We start from the raw sequence: 16,562 nt of genomic DNA, 5'->3' as shown, positions 1-16,562 counted from the left end.
TTCGGGGGGCGATCAACCCGGGGCGAGGGTGGTCAGAAGGGCGCGGGCCGCATTGAAGCGATCTTCAGGCAACGGCAGCGGGTGCTTGATGCGCAGCTTGTCAGGCCCTTCCATGGCGTAGAGGTTTGGTTGTTTCTGGATCAGCTGGATCACCGCCATCGGGTCGATGTTCGGCTTGGACTCGAACACGATGCGGCCACCGTTCTCGCCCAGGTCCAGCTTGCGGATGCCCAGCGTGTTGGCTTTCAGCTTCAGCTCGGCGATGGCGAACAGGTGCTTGGCCGCATCCGGCAGCAGGCCGAAGCGGTCGATCATCTCCACCTGCAGTTCGCGCAGCGCATCGCTGTCGCGCGCGCTGGAAATGCGCTTGTACAGGGTCAGGCGGGTGTGCACGTCCGGCAGGTAGTCTTCCGGAATCAGCGCCGGCACATGCAGTTCGACCTCGGCACCACGCACTTCCTCGCCGGCATCCAGGTCGGGCAGCTTGCCCTGCTTGATGCTGCGCACCGCGCGCTCCAGCAGTTCGGTGTACAGGCTGAAGCCGACCTCGGCCATCTGCCCGCTCTGGTCTTCGCCCAGCAGTTCACCGGCGCCGCGGATTTCCAGATCGTGCGTGGCCAGAGTGAAGCCGGCGCCCAGCTCGTCCATCGACGCGATCGCTTCCAGGCGCTTTTCGGCGTCCGGAGTGATCGAGCGGCGGTCGGGGGCCACCAGGTACGCGTAAGCGCGATGGTGCGAACGGCCGACACGGCCGCGCAGCTGGTGCAGCTGGGCCAGGCCGAAGCGGTCGGCGCGGTTGATGATGATGGTGTTGGCGTTGGGGATGTCGATGCCCGACTCGATGATCGTGGTCGACAGCAGCACGTTGAAGCGCTGCTTCTGGAAATCCAGCATCACCTTTTCCAGCTCGCGCTCGGGCATCTGCCCGTGGGCGATGCCGATGCGCGCCTCCGGCACCAGCTCGGACAGCTCGCGCTGCATGCGGCCGATGCTTTCCACGTCGTTGTGCAGGAAGTACAGCTGGCCGCCGCGTGCCAGCTCGCGCTGGAAGGCTTCGCGCAGCAGTGCATTGTCCCACTGGGTGATGAAGGTCTGCACCGCCAGCCGGTTCGGCGGCGGCGTGGCGATGATCGACAGGTCGCGCAGGCCGGCCATGGCCATGTTGAGCGTGCGCGGAATCGGCGTGGCGGTCAGGGTCAGCAGGTGCACGTTGGCGCGCAGCGCCTTCAGCGCTTCCTTCTGGCGTACGCCGAAACGCTGCTCCTCGTCGACGATGACCATGCCCAGGTCCTTGAACTTCACGTCCGGCTGCAGCAGGCGATGGGTACCGACGATGACGTCGATGGTGCCGGCGGCGACCTTTTCCAGCTCGGCCTTGATTTCCTTGGTGGTCTTGAAGCGCGACAGCACCTCGACCTTCAGCGGGTAATCGGCGAAACGGTCGCGGAAGTTGCGGTAATGCTGTTCGGCCAGCAGCGTGGTCGGCACCAGCACGGCCACCTGCTTGCCGGCACTGGCAGCCGCGAATGCCGCACGCACCGCCACCTCGGTCTTGCCGAAGCCGACGTCGCCGCAGACCACGCGGTCCATCGGCTGGCTGCTGGCCAGGTCGCGCAGGGTGGCGTCGATCGCGGCCAGCTGGTCCGGGGTTTCCTCGAACGGGAAGCCGGCCGCGAACGGCTCGTACATCGCGCGGTCCACCTGCAGTGCCAGGCCGGCACGCGCCTGGCGGCGGGCCTGGATCTCCAGCAGTTCGGCAGCAACGTCGCGTACTTTCTCGGCGGCCTTGCGCTTGGCCTTGCTCCACTGCTCGCCACCGAGCGAATGCAGCGGCGCGGTTTCCGCCGACGCACCGGAGTAGCGGCTGATCAGGTGCAGCTGGGCGACCGGCACATACAGCCGGTCGCCCTTGGCGTATTCGATTTCGAGGAACTCGCCGGGCATGCCGCCGACGTCCATCGCGATCAGGCCACGGTAGCGGCCGACGCCATGGTCCTCGTGCACGATCGGCGCACCCTCGGTCAGTTCGCCGAGGTCGCGGATGATCGCTTCCGGCTCGCGGCCGGCACGGCGCGTGCGGCGGGTGCTGCCGGCGCGTTCGGGGAACAGCTGGCGCTCGGTCAGCACCGCGATGCGCGGATCGTCCAGTGCGAAGCCATCTTCCAGCGGCGCCACCGCGATCGCGAAGCGCGCATCGTGGGCGAGGAAGCTGGGCAGGTCGGCCACCACCGGTGGCTTCAGCTCGGCGGCCTGCAACACTTCCAGCAGGGCCTCGCGACGGCCGGGCGAATCGGCGGCGATCAGCACCCGGCCCGGATAATGGCCGAGGAAGGATTTCAGCGCGTCGCCAGCGGGGGCATCTCGCGCGGCCACCGGCAGCGGCGGCAGTGGCTGGTCACCCAGCGCGTGGGCATCGGCGATGCGTGCGTGGTCAGCCGACCAAACTTCGATGCGCGGGGCATCGTTCAGGCGCTCGCGCAGCAGTTCCGGCGACAGGTACAGCGCCGAGGGTGGCAGCAGCGGCCGTTCCACATCGTGGCGGCGCTGTTCGTAGCGCTCACCGGTCTGCGCCCAGAATGCTTCAGCGGCTTCGCCGGCACCGGCGCAGACCACCGGCAGGCTGCCGTCGGGCAGGTAGTCGAACAGGGTCGCGGTGCGTTCGAAGAACAGCGGCAGGTAGTACTCGACGCCGGCCGGGGCCAGCCCGGACTTCAGGTCCTGGTACAGCGCGCTGCGCCGGGTATCGACATCGAAGCGCTCGCGCAGCGTGGCCAGCACGCGGGCAATGCTGGCCTCGTCCATCGGCACTTCTCGGCCCGGCAGCATGTGCACCGCCTCGACCTTGTCCAGCGAACGCTGGCTTTCCGGATCGAAGGCACGGATCGAGTCGATGTCCTCGTCCAGCAGCTCCACGCGCAGCGGTTCGTCGGTACCCATCGGGAACACGTCGAGCAGGCCGCCGCGCACGGCGAAGTCACCCGGGTCCATCACCTGCGGCACGTTGCGGTAGCCGGCGCTTTCCAGGCGGCGCTTCTCGGCCTCCAGGTCCAGGCGCTGGCCGACCTTCAGGTCGAAGCTGCCACCGATCACGTAGCTGCGCGGGGCCAGCTGCTGCAGCAGGGTCTGCACCGGCACGATCACCAGGCCGCGCTTCAGCGTGGGCAGGCGGTGCAGGGCGGACAGGCGCTGCGAAATGATGTCCGGATGCGGGCTGAAGCGGTCGTAGGGCAGGGTTTCCCAGTCCGGGAAGGCGACCACCGGCAGGGCCGGGTCGCCGCCGAGCAGGGTGTGCAGGTCGGCTTCGAGCTGGTTGGCGCCGTGGTTGTCACGGGCGATCACCAGCAGCGGGGCGTCATGCGCACGCGCGGCCTGGGCCAGGTACCAGGCCAGGGCGGTCGGCGAGGCGGGGGCGCGCCACCAGGCGCGGAGCTGGCCGGCGCGCGGCAGCGGCGGGGCGGGGTATGAGGTACGCGACATGGACCCCGGATTTTAGCAGAAGCCCGATCGAAGCCCGGTGGGTCGTGACGGCCGTCTGCCGGCCGCCTCATGTGCCGTTGGGGGAACGCAATGCCGGCCAGTGGCCGGCACTACCGGGAGGCGTCGCCGGCGCATGCCCGGCGCATCCGTCAGTTGTCCAGCTCCAGCACCATCCGCACCAGGCCTTCGGCACCGGTCGGGTGCGGCACCGGCTTGAAGCCCAGCGAGGCGGCCAACTGCTTCATCGGCTCGTTCTCGGCGGCAACGTCGCCGTACAGGCGGTCCAGGTACTTGCCGCGGCCCCACTTCACCAGCTTGCGCATCAGCTGCCGGCCCAGGCCCTGGCCAATGAGGAAGCGGCTGATCAGGATCGCGTACTCGGCTTCACGGGTACCGGGGATGATCGAGGCCCGGGCGACCGCGCCGACCACGGCTTCGCCAGCGGGCAGGGATTCGGCAGCGACCAGGGTGATCTCGGTCTTCGGATTCGGGTGGGTCAGGCGCTGGGTGGTTTCCGGCGACAGCTCGGTCACCGCCTGCAGGAAACGATCACGGATTTCTTCCGGCCCGAACAGGCTGAACGCCGCTTGCAGCGGCGCGCCATCTTCCGGGCGGATGGGGCGGATCAGCAGCTCGTGGCCGCTGGGAGCCTTGAAGATCTCATGCCAGGGCGGCATGCGGTTGCGAGTGGCCATACCGGGTGATTCCTTGGTGGTCCATCGATTGTGGCATCACCGGGGCTGCATTCCGTGAACGAAAGGCTCACAGCGGTACAGCCTCGTGAAGGCCGTTATTCGGGGGCTTTGAGCCAATCCAGGCGGGTGCTGGCACCGGGTTCACCCAAGTGCTGGCGCAGCGCCGGCAGGGCCGGGCCGACCACCCGGTCGAACTGCCAGGGCGGGTTGAGCAGCAGCATGCCGCTGCCGTTGAGGCGCAGCGGCGAGTCGTCCGGGCGCACCAGGAACTCGATCGTCATCGCCGATTTCACCGGCAGGGCGGTGGCCTTGCGCAGGAAGTGCAGGATGGTGCGGCGCTGCTTGATCGGGAACCACACCGCGCAGGTGGCCTGCGGCCAGCGTGCCAGGGTCTCGGCCAGCGCGGCCAGGACGGCCTGGTATTCGGCGTCCTGGGCCTCGTAGGGCGGGTCGATCAGCACCAGGCCACGGCCGATCTTGCTACCGTTGAACTTCGGCGGCAGCAGCGAACGCAGCAGCGCATAGCCATCGCCCGCGCGCACATCAACGCGGCTGTCATGGGCGAACAGGGCCTTCAGTGTGGCCGTTTCGGCTTCCTGCAGCTCACACACCGCCATGCGGTCCTGCGCGCGCATCGCTTGCGCGCTCAGCAGCGGCGAGCCCGGGTAGTTGGTCAGCGCGCCGACCGGATTGTCGGCCTGCACCGCCTTCAGATAGCGCTCGACCACCTCGGGCAGCTTGGGCTGGGCCATCAAGCGCATGATCCCGGACTCGGCCTCCAGGGTCTTGCGGCTCTCTTCGCTGGCCAGCAGGTAGCGGCCGGCACCGCCGTGGGTGTCGAGCACGAAGAACGGGCTGTCCTTGCGCTTGAAGCTGTCGATCAGGGCCAGCTGCACGATGTGCTTGAGCACATCGGCGTGGTTGCCGGCATGGAAGGCGTGGCGATAGTTCATGGACGGCAGTGTACGGGGCGGCGGCCGCAGCGGCTATGCTGCGCGCCATGACAGCTCCCGTTGCCCATGTCCTGGTAGTCGAGGACGAAGCCGCCATCGCCGAAACAGTGCTCTATGCGCTGCGCAGCGAGGGCTATGCCGCCAGCCACTGCCTGCTGGGCGGGGAGGCCCTGCAACGGCTGCAGGCCGGGGATATCGATGTGGTGGTGCTGGACGTCGGCCTGCCCGACCTGGGCGGTTTCGAAGTGTGCAGGCGGCTGCGCGCGCAGCCCGGGCCGGTGGCGCAGCTGCCGGTGATCTTCCTGACCGCCCGCAACGACGAAGTGGACCGTGTGCTCGGCCTGGAGCTGGGCGCCGACGACTACATGACCAAGCCGTTCTCGCCGCGCGAACTGGTGGCACGGGTGCGTGCGCGCCTGCGCCGTGCGGCACCGGCCGTCGCAGCGCCCAGCGCGGACGCGGGCTGGCAGGAACATGGCGCGTTCGCCATCGACCGCGAAGGCCGGCGCATCCGTTTCCGCGGACAGGCGCTGGACCTGACCCGTTACGAGTACGCACTGCTGGAAGCATTGCTGCAGCGCCCCGGAGCCATCCTCAGCCGTGCCCAGCTGATGGACCGTGGCTGGGACAGCAGCGCCGACAGTGCCGACCGCACCGTCGACACCCATGTAAAGACGCTGCGTGCCAAGCTGCGCGCAGCCGGTGCCAGCGACGACCCGATCCGCACCCACCGTGGCCTCGGCTACGCGCTGGAGGTCTAGCCGATGCGCCTGGTACTGAAGCTGTTTCTCGGCTTCTTCCTGATCACCGGCATCGCCGCGTTCTTCGTGATGCGCGTGTTCGTCAACGAAGTGAAGCCGGGTGTGCGCCAGGCGATGGAATCGACCCTGGTCGACGCCGCCAACGTGCTGGCCGAGATGGCCGCCGCCGACGTCAAGGCGGGCACCATCCGCAGCGGCAGCTTCACCCGCAACCTGGCCAAGGCGCGCCAGCGCGATCTCAAGGCGATGGTCTGGCGTTTCCCCAAGCGCTCGCTGGATTACCGGGTGACCATCACCGATGCCAGGGGCATCGTCATCTACGACTCGCTGGGCCGCGACCTGGGGCGCGACAACTCGCGCTGGAACGATGTCTACCGCACCCTGCGTGGCGAGTACGGCGCCCGCTCCAGCCCGGAAGTGCCAGGCGAAGAAGGCGATACGGTGATGCATGTGGCGGCGCCGGTATATGACCCGGCCGATGGGCGCACCCTCATCGGCGTGCTCAGCCTGGCCCAGCCCAACCGCAGCATCGATCCGTTCATCGCCGCCAGCCAGCGCGCCATCATCGAGCGCGGTGCCTGGCTGATCGGGCTGTCAGCGCTGGTCGGCGTGCTGGTGACCATGTGGCTGACCACTGGCCTCGGCCAGCTCAGCCGCTATGCACGCGCGGTCAGCGCCGGCGAACCGGTGCCACCACCACGGCGCCGCCGCGACGAGATCGGCGATCTCGGCCAGGCGCTGGAAACGATGCGCCAGAAGCTCGAAGGCAAGGCCTACGTCGAGCAGTACGTGCAGTCGCTGACGCACGAAATGAAGAGCCCGCTGGCGGCCATCCGCGGTGCTGCCGAGCTGCTGCAGGAGCCGCTGCCCGAAGCCGATCGCGTGCATTTCGCGCGCAGTATTGTCGACCAGCAGGAGCGGCTGACCGAGACCATCGACAAGCTGCTGGCGCTGGCCGAAGTGGAACAGCACGGTTGGCTGCAGACCCGCGACCGGATCGCGCTGCCGGCATTGCTGGCCGATGCGGCCGCTGCCGCGCAGGTGCGCGCACAAGCGGCGGGCGTGCAGGTCCGCATCGGCAGCGTGCCCGACCTGCAGGTGCAGGGCGACGGCTACCTGCTGCGGCAGGCACTGCACAACCTGATCGACAACGCGATTGCCTTCTCGCCGTCCGGCGCGGAGATTTCGCTGCAGGCCGAGGTGGACGGGCAGGGCGTGCGCCTGCAGGTGGCCGATCGCGGTGCCGGCATTCCCGACTACGCGCGTGAGCGGGTGTTCGAACGCTTCTATTCGCTGGCGCGCCCCGGCAGCGGGCGTCGCAGTTCCGGCCTGGGCCTGCCATTCGTGCAGGAAGTCGCGCGCCTGCACGATGGGCGCGCCAGTGTCGATGTCCGCGAGGGCGGCGGCACCGTGGCCAGCCTGTGGCTGCCGTTGGGTGCGCCGGGCCAGCGCCCGCGCCGCTGACTTCACACTCGCTTCAAATTCGCCACAAACCCTGCTCACCGCGGCGGTCCATCCTGCAGCCCTCTCCAACGAGGATGGACCATGAAATCCCTGAAGATGCTGCTGCGGTTCGCCATTGTCGGCGGGCTGATCCTGCTGCTGCTGGTGCCGCTGACGATGATCCGCGGGGTCATCAACGAACGCAGTGCTTACCGCGACGAGGCCTTCTTGCGGGTGGCCGACAGCCGCGCCGGAGCACAGCAGCTGGTGGGCCCGGTACGGGTGGTGCCATGGGTGGAACGCAAGCAGGTTGAACTGGTTGACCCGCTGGGCGTCAAGAAGACCGAGGTGCAGGTCACCGAGGGGCACTGGCTGCAGATGCCGGCGTCGCTGGAGGTGGGCGGCGAGATGCTGCCGAGCCAGCGTGAGGTCGGCCTGTTCAAGGTGCCGGTATACAGCTGGAACGGCCAGATGAAGGCGACGTTCGCTGCAGACGACTATCCGGTGAAGGCCGGCCGCAGCTACGGCCAGCCGTATGTGGCGGTGGGCATTTCCGATGTGCGTGGCCTGGTCGGTACGCCGAACCTGCGCGTGGATGGCAAGCAACTGCGGTTGCTGCCGGGCGTTGGCGCGGCCAGCGAGGTGGGGCGAGGCCTGCATGCGCCGGTGGCCGGTTTCGCTGCGGAACAGGGCGGCACGCTGGCTGCCAGCACCGTTGAACTGGAGCTGCGCCTGGATGGCAGCCGCATGCTGTCGGTGGTGCCGGTGGGCGATGACACCCACATCGCGCTGCGTTCGAGCTGGCCGCATCCGTCGTTCAGCGGTGCGTTCCTGCCCAACGAGCGCCGTGTCGACGCACAGGGCTTCGATGCGCGCTGGGCGGTGTCCTCGCTGGCCTCCGACGCACAGCGACAGCTGCGCAATGATGGTTCGGTCGACTCGCAGGCGGTGACGGTGTCGCTGGTCGATCCGGTCGATACCTACACCCAGGCCGACCGTGCCTCGAAATACGGCGTGCTGTTCGTGCTGCTCACCTTCGTTGGCTTCATCCTGTTCGAGCTGATCAGGTCGCTGCGCATCCACCCGCTGCAGTACCTCATGGTGGGCCTGGCGCTGGCGATCTTCTTCCTGCTGCTGATCAGCCTGTCCGAACACATCGCGTTCTGGAAGGCCTACCTGGTCTCGGCGGTGGCCTGTATCGGCCTGCAGGCGGTGTACCTGGCCAACGTGCTGGGCCACTGGAAGCGCGGCCTCGGCTTCGCTGCGCTGCTGACCGTGTTGTATGGCGCGCTGTATGGCCTGCTGGTGTCGGAGAACAACGCGCTGCTGATGGGTTCGCTGCTGCTGTTCGTGATCCTGGCGCTGGCGATGTGGGTGACCCGCCGGGTCGACTGGTACGCGCTTGGCGCAGACCTGAAGTAAGGAGCAGGCCATGAGCTGGCGCCAGGGATTGCGGCAACGGGCACGGCAGGGCATTCCGGCCCTGCTGGAAGTGGATGCGCTGCTGCAGGCACATGGCGTGCTGGCGGCCCTGCCGGGGGCACGGATCGCCCCCGGCCTGGTCCGCTTCCAGCTGGCAGCGGTGACCTGCGAGGGATTGCAGGGCCAGGGACTGGCCTGGCTGCAGGGCGCACGGCAGGGACGCGGTGCGCTGGCCGGCAGGGTGCCGCGCTACCGGCCATGGAAGGCCGGGGCGGAGGCGCTGACCGAAATCGGCATCGGCGGCCTGCCCGATGACTGGCCCGCGCATGCGGCGGTGTATGGCTGCAGCAGCATCGACCGGCGGCACTGGTTGCTGCTGCTGCCGGAACGGGCGCAGCTGTGGCTGGGATGGAGTGGATGATTCGGTTGTTCATCCACGCATGGCGTGGATCTACTGTCGCTGTCCATGACCGATGGGACGGTATCCGCGCGCCCCTGCTGGCTAGACTCGATGGGTTGATGATCGAGCCGAAGGGCAGGGGTGCGATGTGTTGAAGTGGGGCATGCTGGCCGCAGCGCTGGCGATGGGTGGCAATGCAGGCGCGCAGCAGCGCGAGCCGGTGGACCTGGACATGGTCAGCCGCATCCGCCAGGAGGCCTTCCACCGTTCGCAGGTGATGGACACCTTCAGCTATCTCACCGAGCGCATCGGCCCGCGCCTGACCAACTCGCCGGCGATGGGCCGCGCCAATGCGTGGACCCGCGGCAAGTTCAACGAATGGAAGCTGGACAACGTCCACGACGAAGCCTTCGACGACTTCGGGCGCGGCTGGGAGTTCACCTCGGCCAGCGTGGAGATGCTGGGTGATCGCGTGCAGCCGCTGCATGCGCTGCCCAAGGCCTGGACCCCTGGAACGAAGGGCCCGGTTGAAGGCGAACTGGTCCAGGTCGAGATCAAGAAGCCCGAGGACATCGAGAAGTACCGTGGAAAGCTGCGCGGCAAGATCCTGCTGCTGGGCGAGGCGCGCGAGTACAAGCGCGGCACCGAGGCGGATTCGCACCGCCATGACGCCACCTCGCTGGAGGGCCTGCAGGAATTCACCCTGCCCAAGGACAAGGACGCCACCGCCGAGCGTGCCAAGCGGGTCAAGGAGTACCAGGAGCGCCAGCAGCTGGCGTCCAAGGTCAATGCGTTCTTCGTGGAAGAAGGCGCGCTGGCCTCGATCAGCATCAGCAGCTGGGACAACGGCATCATCCGCGTTGCTGGTGGTGGCTCGCGCAAGGCGGGTGAGTCGGTGGGCATTCCCGAGCTGGCGATGATCAGCGAGCACTTCAATCCGCTGGTGCGCGCGCTGGAGGCCAAGCAGACCGTGCGCCTGCGCGTGGATGTGGCCGCGCGTTTCACCGACGAGGCCGACCAGCCCGGTTACAACACGCTGGCCGAGATCCGTGGCAGCAGCAAGCCGGATGAAGTGGTGATGATCGGCGCGCACCTGGATTCCTGGCACAGCGGTACCGGTGCGGCCGACAACGCGGCCGGCGTGGCGGTGATGATGGAGGCGATGCGCATCCTCAAGGCCACCGGCGCCAAGCCCAAGCGCACCATCCGGGTGGCGCTGTGGAGCGGTGAGGAACAGGGCCTGATCGGCTCGCAGGCCTATGTGGCCAAGCACTTCGGTCGTTTCCCGGAACCCACCGACCCGGCGCAGAAGGCGCTGCCGGCCTCGCTGCGCGAGCCAACCGGCGCGCTGCAGAAGACCCGCGACTACGGCAAGTTCCAGGTCTACTTCAACATGGACAACGGCTCGGGCCGCTTCCGTGGCATCTACGCGCAGGAAAACCTGGCGGCGATGCCGATCTTCGAAGCCTGGCTGGCGCCGTTCCATGACGTGGGTGCCACCACCGTTGCGACCCGCAACACCGGCAGCACCGACCACATCAGTTTCGACCGCATCGGCCTGCCGGGCTTCCAGTTCATCCAGGACCGGCTGGACTACTTCACCAACGTCCACCACAGCCACCTGGACACCTGGGACCACGCCGAACCGGAAGACCTGAAGCAGGCCGCAGCCATCGTCGCCTCATTTGCCTACAACGCCGCGATGCGCGAGCAGTCCTTCCCACGCAAGGTGGAACCGTAAAAGGGGACGGAGGGGATTAAGTCGTTTCTCCCCTCCGTTTCCCGGTTGCAGGCCCAGCGGCTGGGCAATCGCGACTTGATCCCCTCCGTCCCCTTTTTCCGTCGGGGGCGGTGGGCTGGTAAAATCGGGGGATTCCCGTTCCTCGAGCCGTCCATGACCTGCCGCACCCGCTTCGCCCCCAGTCCCACCGGCTACCTGCACATCGGTGGTGCCCGCACTGCGCTGTACTGCTGGCTGGAGGCCCGCCACCGTGGCGGCGAGTTCGTGCTGCGCATCGAGGACACCGACCGTGAACGCAGCACCCAGGGTGCGATCGACGCCATCCTGGAGGCGATGGAGTGGCTGGGCCTGGATTACGACGAAGGCCCGATTTACCAGACCGACCGCGTCGCCCGTTACCTGGAAGTCGCCGAGCAGCTGGTGGCCGACGGCAAGGCGTACTACGCCTACGAAACCCGCGAAGAGCTGGACGCGATGCGCGAGGCCGCCATGGCCAGGCAGGAGAAGCCGCGCTACAACGGTGCTGCGCGCGAGCTGGGCCTGCCGCGCAAGGACGACCCGAACCGTGTCATCCGCTTCAAGAACCCGCTGGAAGGCACGGTGGTGTTCGACGACCTGATCAAGGGCCGCATCGAGATCGCCAACAGCGAGCTGGATGACATGGTCATCTTCCGCCCGGACGGCTACCCCACCTACAACTTCGCGGTGGTGGTGGACGACTGGGACATGGGCATCACCGAGGTCATCCGCGGCGACGACCACATCAACAACACCCCGCGCCAGATCAACCTGTACGAAGGTATCGGTGCGCCGGTGCCGAAGTTCGGCCACATGCCGATGATCCTGGACGAGCAGGGCGCCAAGCTGTCCAAGCGCACCGGCGCGGCCGACGTGATGCAGTACAAGGACGCCGGCTACCTGCCTGATGCGCTGCTGAGCTACCTGGCCCGTCTGGGCTGGTCGCATGGTGACCAGGAGCTGTTCAGCCGCCAGGAGCTGATCGACCTGTTCGACGTGAAGGACTGCAATTCCAAGGCCTCGCGCCTGGACATGGCCAAGCTGGGCTGGGTCAACCAGCACTTCCTGAAGACCGAGGACGTGGCCGCGATCGTGCCGCACCTGGTCTACCAGCTGCAGAAGCTGGGCCTGGACGTGGCCGCCGGCCCCGCCCCGGAGGACGTGGTGATCGCCCTGCGTGAACGCGTGCAGACCCTGAAGGAAATGGCCGAGAAGGCCGTGGTCTGGTACCAGCCGCTGACCGAGTACGACGAAGCGGCGGTGGCCAAGCACTTCAAGGCCGGTGCAGAAGTGGCGCTGGGCAAGGCCCGCGAGCTGCTGGCCGCCCTGCCGGAATGGACCGCCGAGTCGGTGGGCGTCGCCCTGCACGACGCGGCCGCAGCGTTGGAAATCGGCATGGGCAAGGTCGCCCAGCCGCTGCGCGTGGCCATCACCGGCACCCAGGTCAGTCCTGACATTTCCCATACCGTTTACCTGGCCGGCCGCGAGCAGGCCTTGAAACGCATTGATGTGGCCATCACCAAGGTAGCAACGGCCTGAGGCATCCTTGCCAGGCCCGAACCGGAGAACACGCATGCCCGCCAAGACCGCCACTGCCTGTACCGCCCCGCACCACCACGTCCACGACGCATCGGATTTCGTGGCGGTGGTCGAGCGCGTCTCGCGCGAACGCGGGCTGCGCCTGACCCCGATCCGCGCCAATGTGCTGAAGCTGATCGCCGAGGCCGGCAAGCCGGTCAAGGCCTACGAGCTGCTGGAATGGGTGCGCAACGGCAAGGGCGTGGGCGCCGATGCCCCGCCCACCGTGTACCGCGCGCTGGACTTCCTGATGGCGAATGGCTTTGTGCACAAGCTGGAATCGGTCAATGCCTTCGTGGCCTGCCACCATCCCAGCAGTGCCGCGCACTCGGTGCCGTTCCTGATCTGCAACAGCTGCCACAGCGCGGTGGAACTGGAAGACCGCGAGATCGTCACCCAGCTGGAGAAGCGCGCCAAGGAGCTGGGCTTCCAGCCGCAGGCGCAGACCCTGGAAGTGCACGGCCTCTGCGCGCGCTGCGCCGGGTAACGCAACGGTAGTGCCGGCCGCTGGCCGGCATAGGAGCGGGGTCAGATCCCTTTGCCATTGGCAAAGGGATCTGACCCCGTTTCATGACAAGGCTAGTCCATCGGCTTGGAACGGGTATCCACCCGCACGATCACCGACATGCCGGGCCGCAGCTGCTCTGCCAGCTTCTGACCTTCATTGATCGATATCCGCACCGGTAGCCGCTGCACCACCTTGGTGAAGTTGCCGCTGGCATTGTCCGGGCGCAGCACGCTGAATTCCGACCCGGTGGCTGGGGCGATCTCCTGCACGCGGCCGCGCAGCACCTGGCCCTGGAACGCGTCCACCGAGAACGTGGCCGGCTGGCCGATCGCCATGCCCCAGGTCTGGCCTTCCTTGTAGTTGGCCACCACCCACAGCGTGTCAGGTACCAGGAACAGCAGCTGCGAACCGGCGGCGACGTACTGGCCCACGCGCACGCTGGCTTCGCTGATCTGGCCGTCGCGCGGCGCATGGATCAACGTGTTGGCCAGGTCGATGCGCGCCAGTTCCAGCTGTGCCTGTGCGCTCTCCACCTGGGCTTCCAGGCTCTTGCGTGCCACCTGGGTCGACACCAGCGTTTCCTCGGCGATGCGGATCTGCGCCTGCGACTGCTGCACGCTGGCCTGTGCCGAGGCCTGGGTGGTGCGGAACTTGTCGCGATCGTTGACTGACACCAGTTGCTGCGCAGCCAGTTCCTCGTAGCGTTTCAATTCATTGCGCGACCGCTGCAGCTCGGCCTGGCCGGCCGACAGCGTGGCGTGCGCCGAAGCGATCTGCGCACGGTTCTGTGCCTGCGACTGGTCGGAGTTGGCCAGTGCCGCGCGTGCGCTGTCCAGCGTTGCCTGTGCCTGGGCGACACGCTGGGCATAGATGCGGTCATCGATGCGCAGCAGTGGCTCGCCCTCCTTCACGTGCTGGAAGTCCTTCACCAGCACTTCGGTCACGTAGCCGTTCACCTGTGGCGCCATTACGGTGATCTGTCCGCGCACATAGGCGTTGTCGGTCACCATCACGCTGCTGGTGAACGGCCACAGGTGCCAGGCGCGCAGGATCAGCGCGATGCCCAGCAGGGCGACCACCACCATCACCACCACGCTGCGCGCGCTGGGCTTGAGGTACTTCGGCGCGACCGCCGGTTCAACGGGCGTGGGTGCAGGCGCCGCGTCCGTCGGTGGCGGTGGGGTCACGTTGTCGGTGTCGTCGGGTCGGGGCGGGACGGGGGGCATGGTGGAGGACTCAGCGGAGCGCGGCCGGCGTGGCCGCAGCGGGGGAAGTGGGGTGGCGCTTGCGCCATTGCTTCAGCACGGCGGTGCGCAGCGACAGCAGCAGCAACCAGCACAGGAAGCCGATGGCCAACCAACCGCTCAGTGTGAACACATCATTGAAGCCACGCACGTTGGCTTCGCGGCGCGCGGTCTGCGCCAGCTGCGCGCTGCCCTGCGCACTGCGCATCACCGGGTCGGTGATCTGTGCGCTGTACAGCTGCTGTTGGATACGCAGGCGTTGTGCCACCACCGGGTCGGCCGGGTCGAGCTGGCTGGTCAATGCGCTGGAGTACAACTGCTCGCGATGCAGCTGGAAGGTGCCCAGCACCGCCGAGCCGGCCAGGCCGCCCAGCGTCTGCGTGATCGACAGCGTCACCAGGAAGGTGATCATGTGATCCACGCCCTGCTTCAGCGCGGCGGAAATGCCGAGCATGATCAACGGGCCCATGAACATGCCGGCACCGACCGAGGCCAGGAACTGGCTGACATAGAAATCGTGCGGTCGATCCATGCTGGTGCGGTGCTGGTCGAAGAAGGCGGCTGCGCCGAGCAGCAGGATCGCCATCAGCAGCTGGGCGATCAGTCGCTTCGGGCCGAAGGTCAGCGAGGCGCCGGCGATGCCGGTGACCACGCCCGCGAGGATCACCACGAACAGCGGGCGCATCTGGTCAGGCCCCATGCCCAGCGTGCGCATCAGGTTGACCACGCCATAGGACTGCTCGGTGGTGAGGAAGCGGATCAGGAACGCGCCGACGATGAAGTGCAGCACCGGCAGCTTCGACAGCCAGCGGATCTGCAGCAGTGGATTGCGCCGGTAGTGCTCGATGATGAAGGCGGTGGTGGACAGCACGATCGAGGCGACCAGTGCCCAGCCCAGCCATGGCGTGTTGAGCCACCAGCGGGTGTAGCCCTGCGCCAGCACGATCACCAGCAGCGCGACGGCCGGTGCGAGCAGGGCGAAGGTAAGGAAGTCCAGCGGCTCGAACGCCTTCACCTGGATGCCCGGCGGCAGCTTCAGCACCACCACTGCCGCGAACGCGCACAGTGCCAGCCCGGCTTCGAATGAGTACAGCTGGTGCCATTGGCCGGTATCGACCAGGCCCGGCGACACGATCCAGGCGATCGGCACCGCCAGCTGCGAAAGGCCGACACCGACCACCAGCAGGTTGCCGGTGAACCGCCGTGGCAGCGCCTGCAGCATGTACAGCGTGCCCAGCGTCGAACAGGCCGCGCCGGCGAAGCCGCTGGCAGCACGGGTCAGCATCGTGGTCTCGAAGCTGCCGACGAACAGGTGCAGTACCGCCAGCGCCGCGTACAGGCCCAGGCCGATCTCGGCGAACAGGCGGATGCCGTACTGCTGGCGGAACTTGAAGGCCAGCAGGTTGGCCGTGACGTTGACCATTGCATAGGCGGCCACCAGCCAGCTGCCCTGGGTCGGGGTCAGCGCCAGCTGGCCCTGCAGGAAGGGCAGGTTGGCGGTGACCAGCGCATTGCCGAGGCCGCCGGTGATCGCCACCAGCAGCGATACCAGTGCATAGGCCACGCGTCGATAGGGCGGATGCCAGGGCATCGATGCCGAACCGGGCATGGTCGGCTTCTCGTGCTCCTCCCAATCCGGAACCGGCTTCAGATACGGCTGGACCATCAGCGGGCCTCGCTGGTTGCTCCCTGGAGACCCCCGCGGAGCAGCTGCAGGGCGCGCCCGGCCAGGTGGGCGCGCTCTTCGCGGGTCTTGCCGCGCAGGGCCGCGCCCAGCATGCCCGAGATCAGTGAAATATCCGTCTTCTCCAGGTCGGCACGGCACAGGCCGGCGGCCTTGGCGCGGGCGATCGGCGCTTCCAGCAGATCGCGTACGGTTTCGCGCGCGGTGCGCATGGCCGGCACGTCCGAATCGACTGCACGCCAGTAATCGGCCAGCGCCGGCGAATCGATGATGCGCTGGGCCATGCCCTCGAACACCTCGAACAGGGCGTCGTCGCGGTCGCCGAGCTGTTCGACCTGGCGCCGGATGCGGTCGACCGTACGCTGCAGCAGTGCCTGGATCAGCGCGGTGCGGTCGGGGAAGTTGCGGTACAGGGTCGCGCGGCCCACTTGGGCGCGTTCGACCACCAGGTCCAGCGGGGCGGTGACGCCATGTTGGCCGAACACATGATCGGCGGCGTCGAGGATAAGGGCGCGGCGGGCAGCAGCATCGGCACGTTGGGCTGTCATGGGTTTATTTTCGGACAAAAGTGTCCGATTGGCGAGACATTGAGTGACGGGATTGTCCGGTTGTTGTCGTACGCACATCTTTGTGACGGA

The 16,562-nt window shown here is 67.5% G+C and carries 13 protein-coding genes; 7 read left to right on the top strand and 6 right to left on the bottom strand.

Going from position 1 to position 16,562, the window contains the following annotated elements:
• Nucleotides 1-12: 12 nt before the first annotated feature.
• The 3 genes from mfd to ACJ7C5_RS03615 form a co-directional block, all read right to left on the bottom strand.
• On the bottom strand, nt 13-3,477 hold the full coding sequence (gene mfd / locus ACJ7C5_RS03625; protein ID WP_412703079.1) for a transcription-repair coupling factor: 3,465 nt from the start codon (nt 3,475-3,477) through the stop codon (nt 13-15).
• A gap of 149 nt (nt 3,478-3,626) precedes the next feature.
• Nucleotides 3,627-4,172 carry a GNAT family N-acetyltransferase gene (locus tag ACJ7C5_RS03620; RefSeq protein WP_004150340.1) on the bottom strand — a complete coding sequence of 182 codons (546 nt, stop codon included), beginning with the start codon at nt 4,170-4,172 and terminating at the stop codon, nt 3,627-3,629.
• A gap of 95 nt (nt 4,173-4,267) precedes the next feature.
• Nucleotides 4,268-5,125 (bottom strand): 23S rRNA (adenine(2030)-N(6))-methyltransferase RlmJ, encoded by an 858-nt coding sequence (locus ACJ7C5_RS03615; RefSeq protein ID WP_024958156.1) that lies wholly within the window; start codon nt 5,123-5,125, stop codon nt 4,268-4,270.
• 47 nt (nt 5,126-5,172) lie between these two features.
• Between ACJ7C5_RS03615 and creB the strand changes: the two genes are divergently transcribed.
• The 7 genes from creB to ACJ7C5_RS03580 all read left to right on the top strand — a co-directional run bounded on the left by creB (nt 5,173) and on the right by ACJ7C5_RS03580 (nt 12,975).
• On the top strand, nt 5,173-5,886 hold the full coding sequence (gene creB / locus ACJ7C5_RS03610) for a two-component system response regulator CreB (RefSeq protein ID WP_412703078.1): 714 nt from the start codon (nt 5,173-5,175) through the stop codon (nt 5,884-5,886).
• A 3-nt stretch (nt 5,887-5,889) separates the two neighbouring features.
• Nucleotides 5,890-7,350, top strand: coding sequence for a two-component system sensor histidine kinase CreC (creC, locus tag ACJ7C5_RS03605; RefSeq protein ID WP_412703077.1), 1,461 nt, complete (start codon nt 5,890-5,892; stop codon nt 7,348-7,350).
• 81 nt (nt 7,351-7,431) lie between these two features.
• On the top strand, nt 7,432-8,751 hold the full coding sequence (gene creD / locus ACJ7C5_RS03600) for a cell envelope integrity protein CreD (protein WP_412703076.1): 1,320 nt from the start codon (nt 7,432-7,434) through the stop codon (nt 8,749-8,751).
• A gap of 10 nt (nt 8,752-8,761) precedes the next feature.
• A complete protein-coding gene (locus ACJ7C5_RS03595; RefSeq protein ID WP_412703075.1) occupies nt 8,762-9,172 on the top strand; it encodes a hypothetical protein in 411 nt (136 codons plus the stop codon).
• A gap of 142 nt (nt 9,173-9,314) precedes the next feature.
• Nucleotides 9,315-10,892: a M28 family metallopeptidase gene (locus tag ACJ7C5_RS03590; RefSeq protein WP_412703074.1), complete on the top strand. Its 1,578-nt coding sequence runs from the start codon at nt 9,315-9,317 to the stop codon at nt 10,890-10,892.
• 153 nt (nt 10,893-11,045) lie between these two features.
• Complete coding sequence (gene gltX / locus ACJ7C5_RS03585) at nt 11,046-12,449, top strand: glutamate--tRNA ligase (protein ID WP_049399599.1); 1,404 nt, start codon at nt 11,046-11,048, stop codon at nt 12,447-12,449.
• Nucleotides 12,450-12,483: 34 nt separating this feature from the next.
• Complete coding sequence (locus ACJ7C5_RS03580) at nt 12,484-12,975, top strand: Fur family transcriptional regulator (RefSeq protein ID WP_004150412.1); 492 nt, start codon at nt 12,484-12,486, stop codon at nt 12,973-12,975.
• Between the two features lie 92 nt (nt 12,976-13,067).
• Here the strand turns inward: ACJ7C5_RS03580 and ACJ7C5_RS03575 are convergent, their stop codons facing one another.
• The 3 genes from ACJ7C5_RS03575 to ACJ7C5_RS03565 are packed head-to-tail and all read right to left on the bottom strand — an operon-like array spanning nt 13,068 to nt 16,472.
• Complete coding sequence (locus ACJ7C5_RS03575; RefSeq protein ID WP_412703073.1) at nt 13,068-14,222, bottom strand: HlyD family secretion protein; 1,155 nt, start codon at nt 14,220-14,222, stop codon at nt 13,068-13,070.
• 10 nt (nt 14,223-14,232) lie between these two features.
• Entirely contained in the window at nt 14,233-15,906 is a 1,674-nt protein-coding gene (locus ACJ7C5_RS03570) for an MFS transporter (protein ID WP_412703072.1), read from the bottom strand.
• Nucleotides 15,906-16,472 carry a TetR/AcrR family transcriptional regulator gene (locus ACJ7C5_RS03565; RefSeq protein WP_094000224.1) on the bottom strand — a complete coding sequence of 189 codons (567 nt, stop codon included), beginning with the start codon at nt 16,470-16,472 and terminating at the stop codon, nt 15,906-15,908. The genes ACJ7C5_RS03570 and ACJ7C5_RS03565 overlap by 1 nt, the downstream gene beginning before the upstream one ends.
• Between the last annotated feature and the right edge of the window lie 90 nt (nt 16,473-16,562).

The organism is Nocardiopsis yanglingensis (assembly GCF_045809185.1).
GTDB lineage: Bacteria > Pseudomonadota > Gammaproteobacteria > Xanthomonadales > Xanthomonadaceae > Stenotrophomonas > Stenotrophomonas yanglingensis.
Note: the sequence above shows the minus strand (reverse complement) of the source record. Positions and strands in the feature narration are given on the sequence as shown.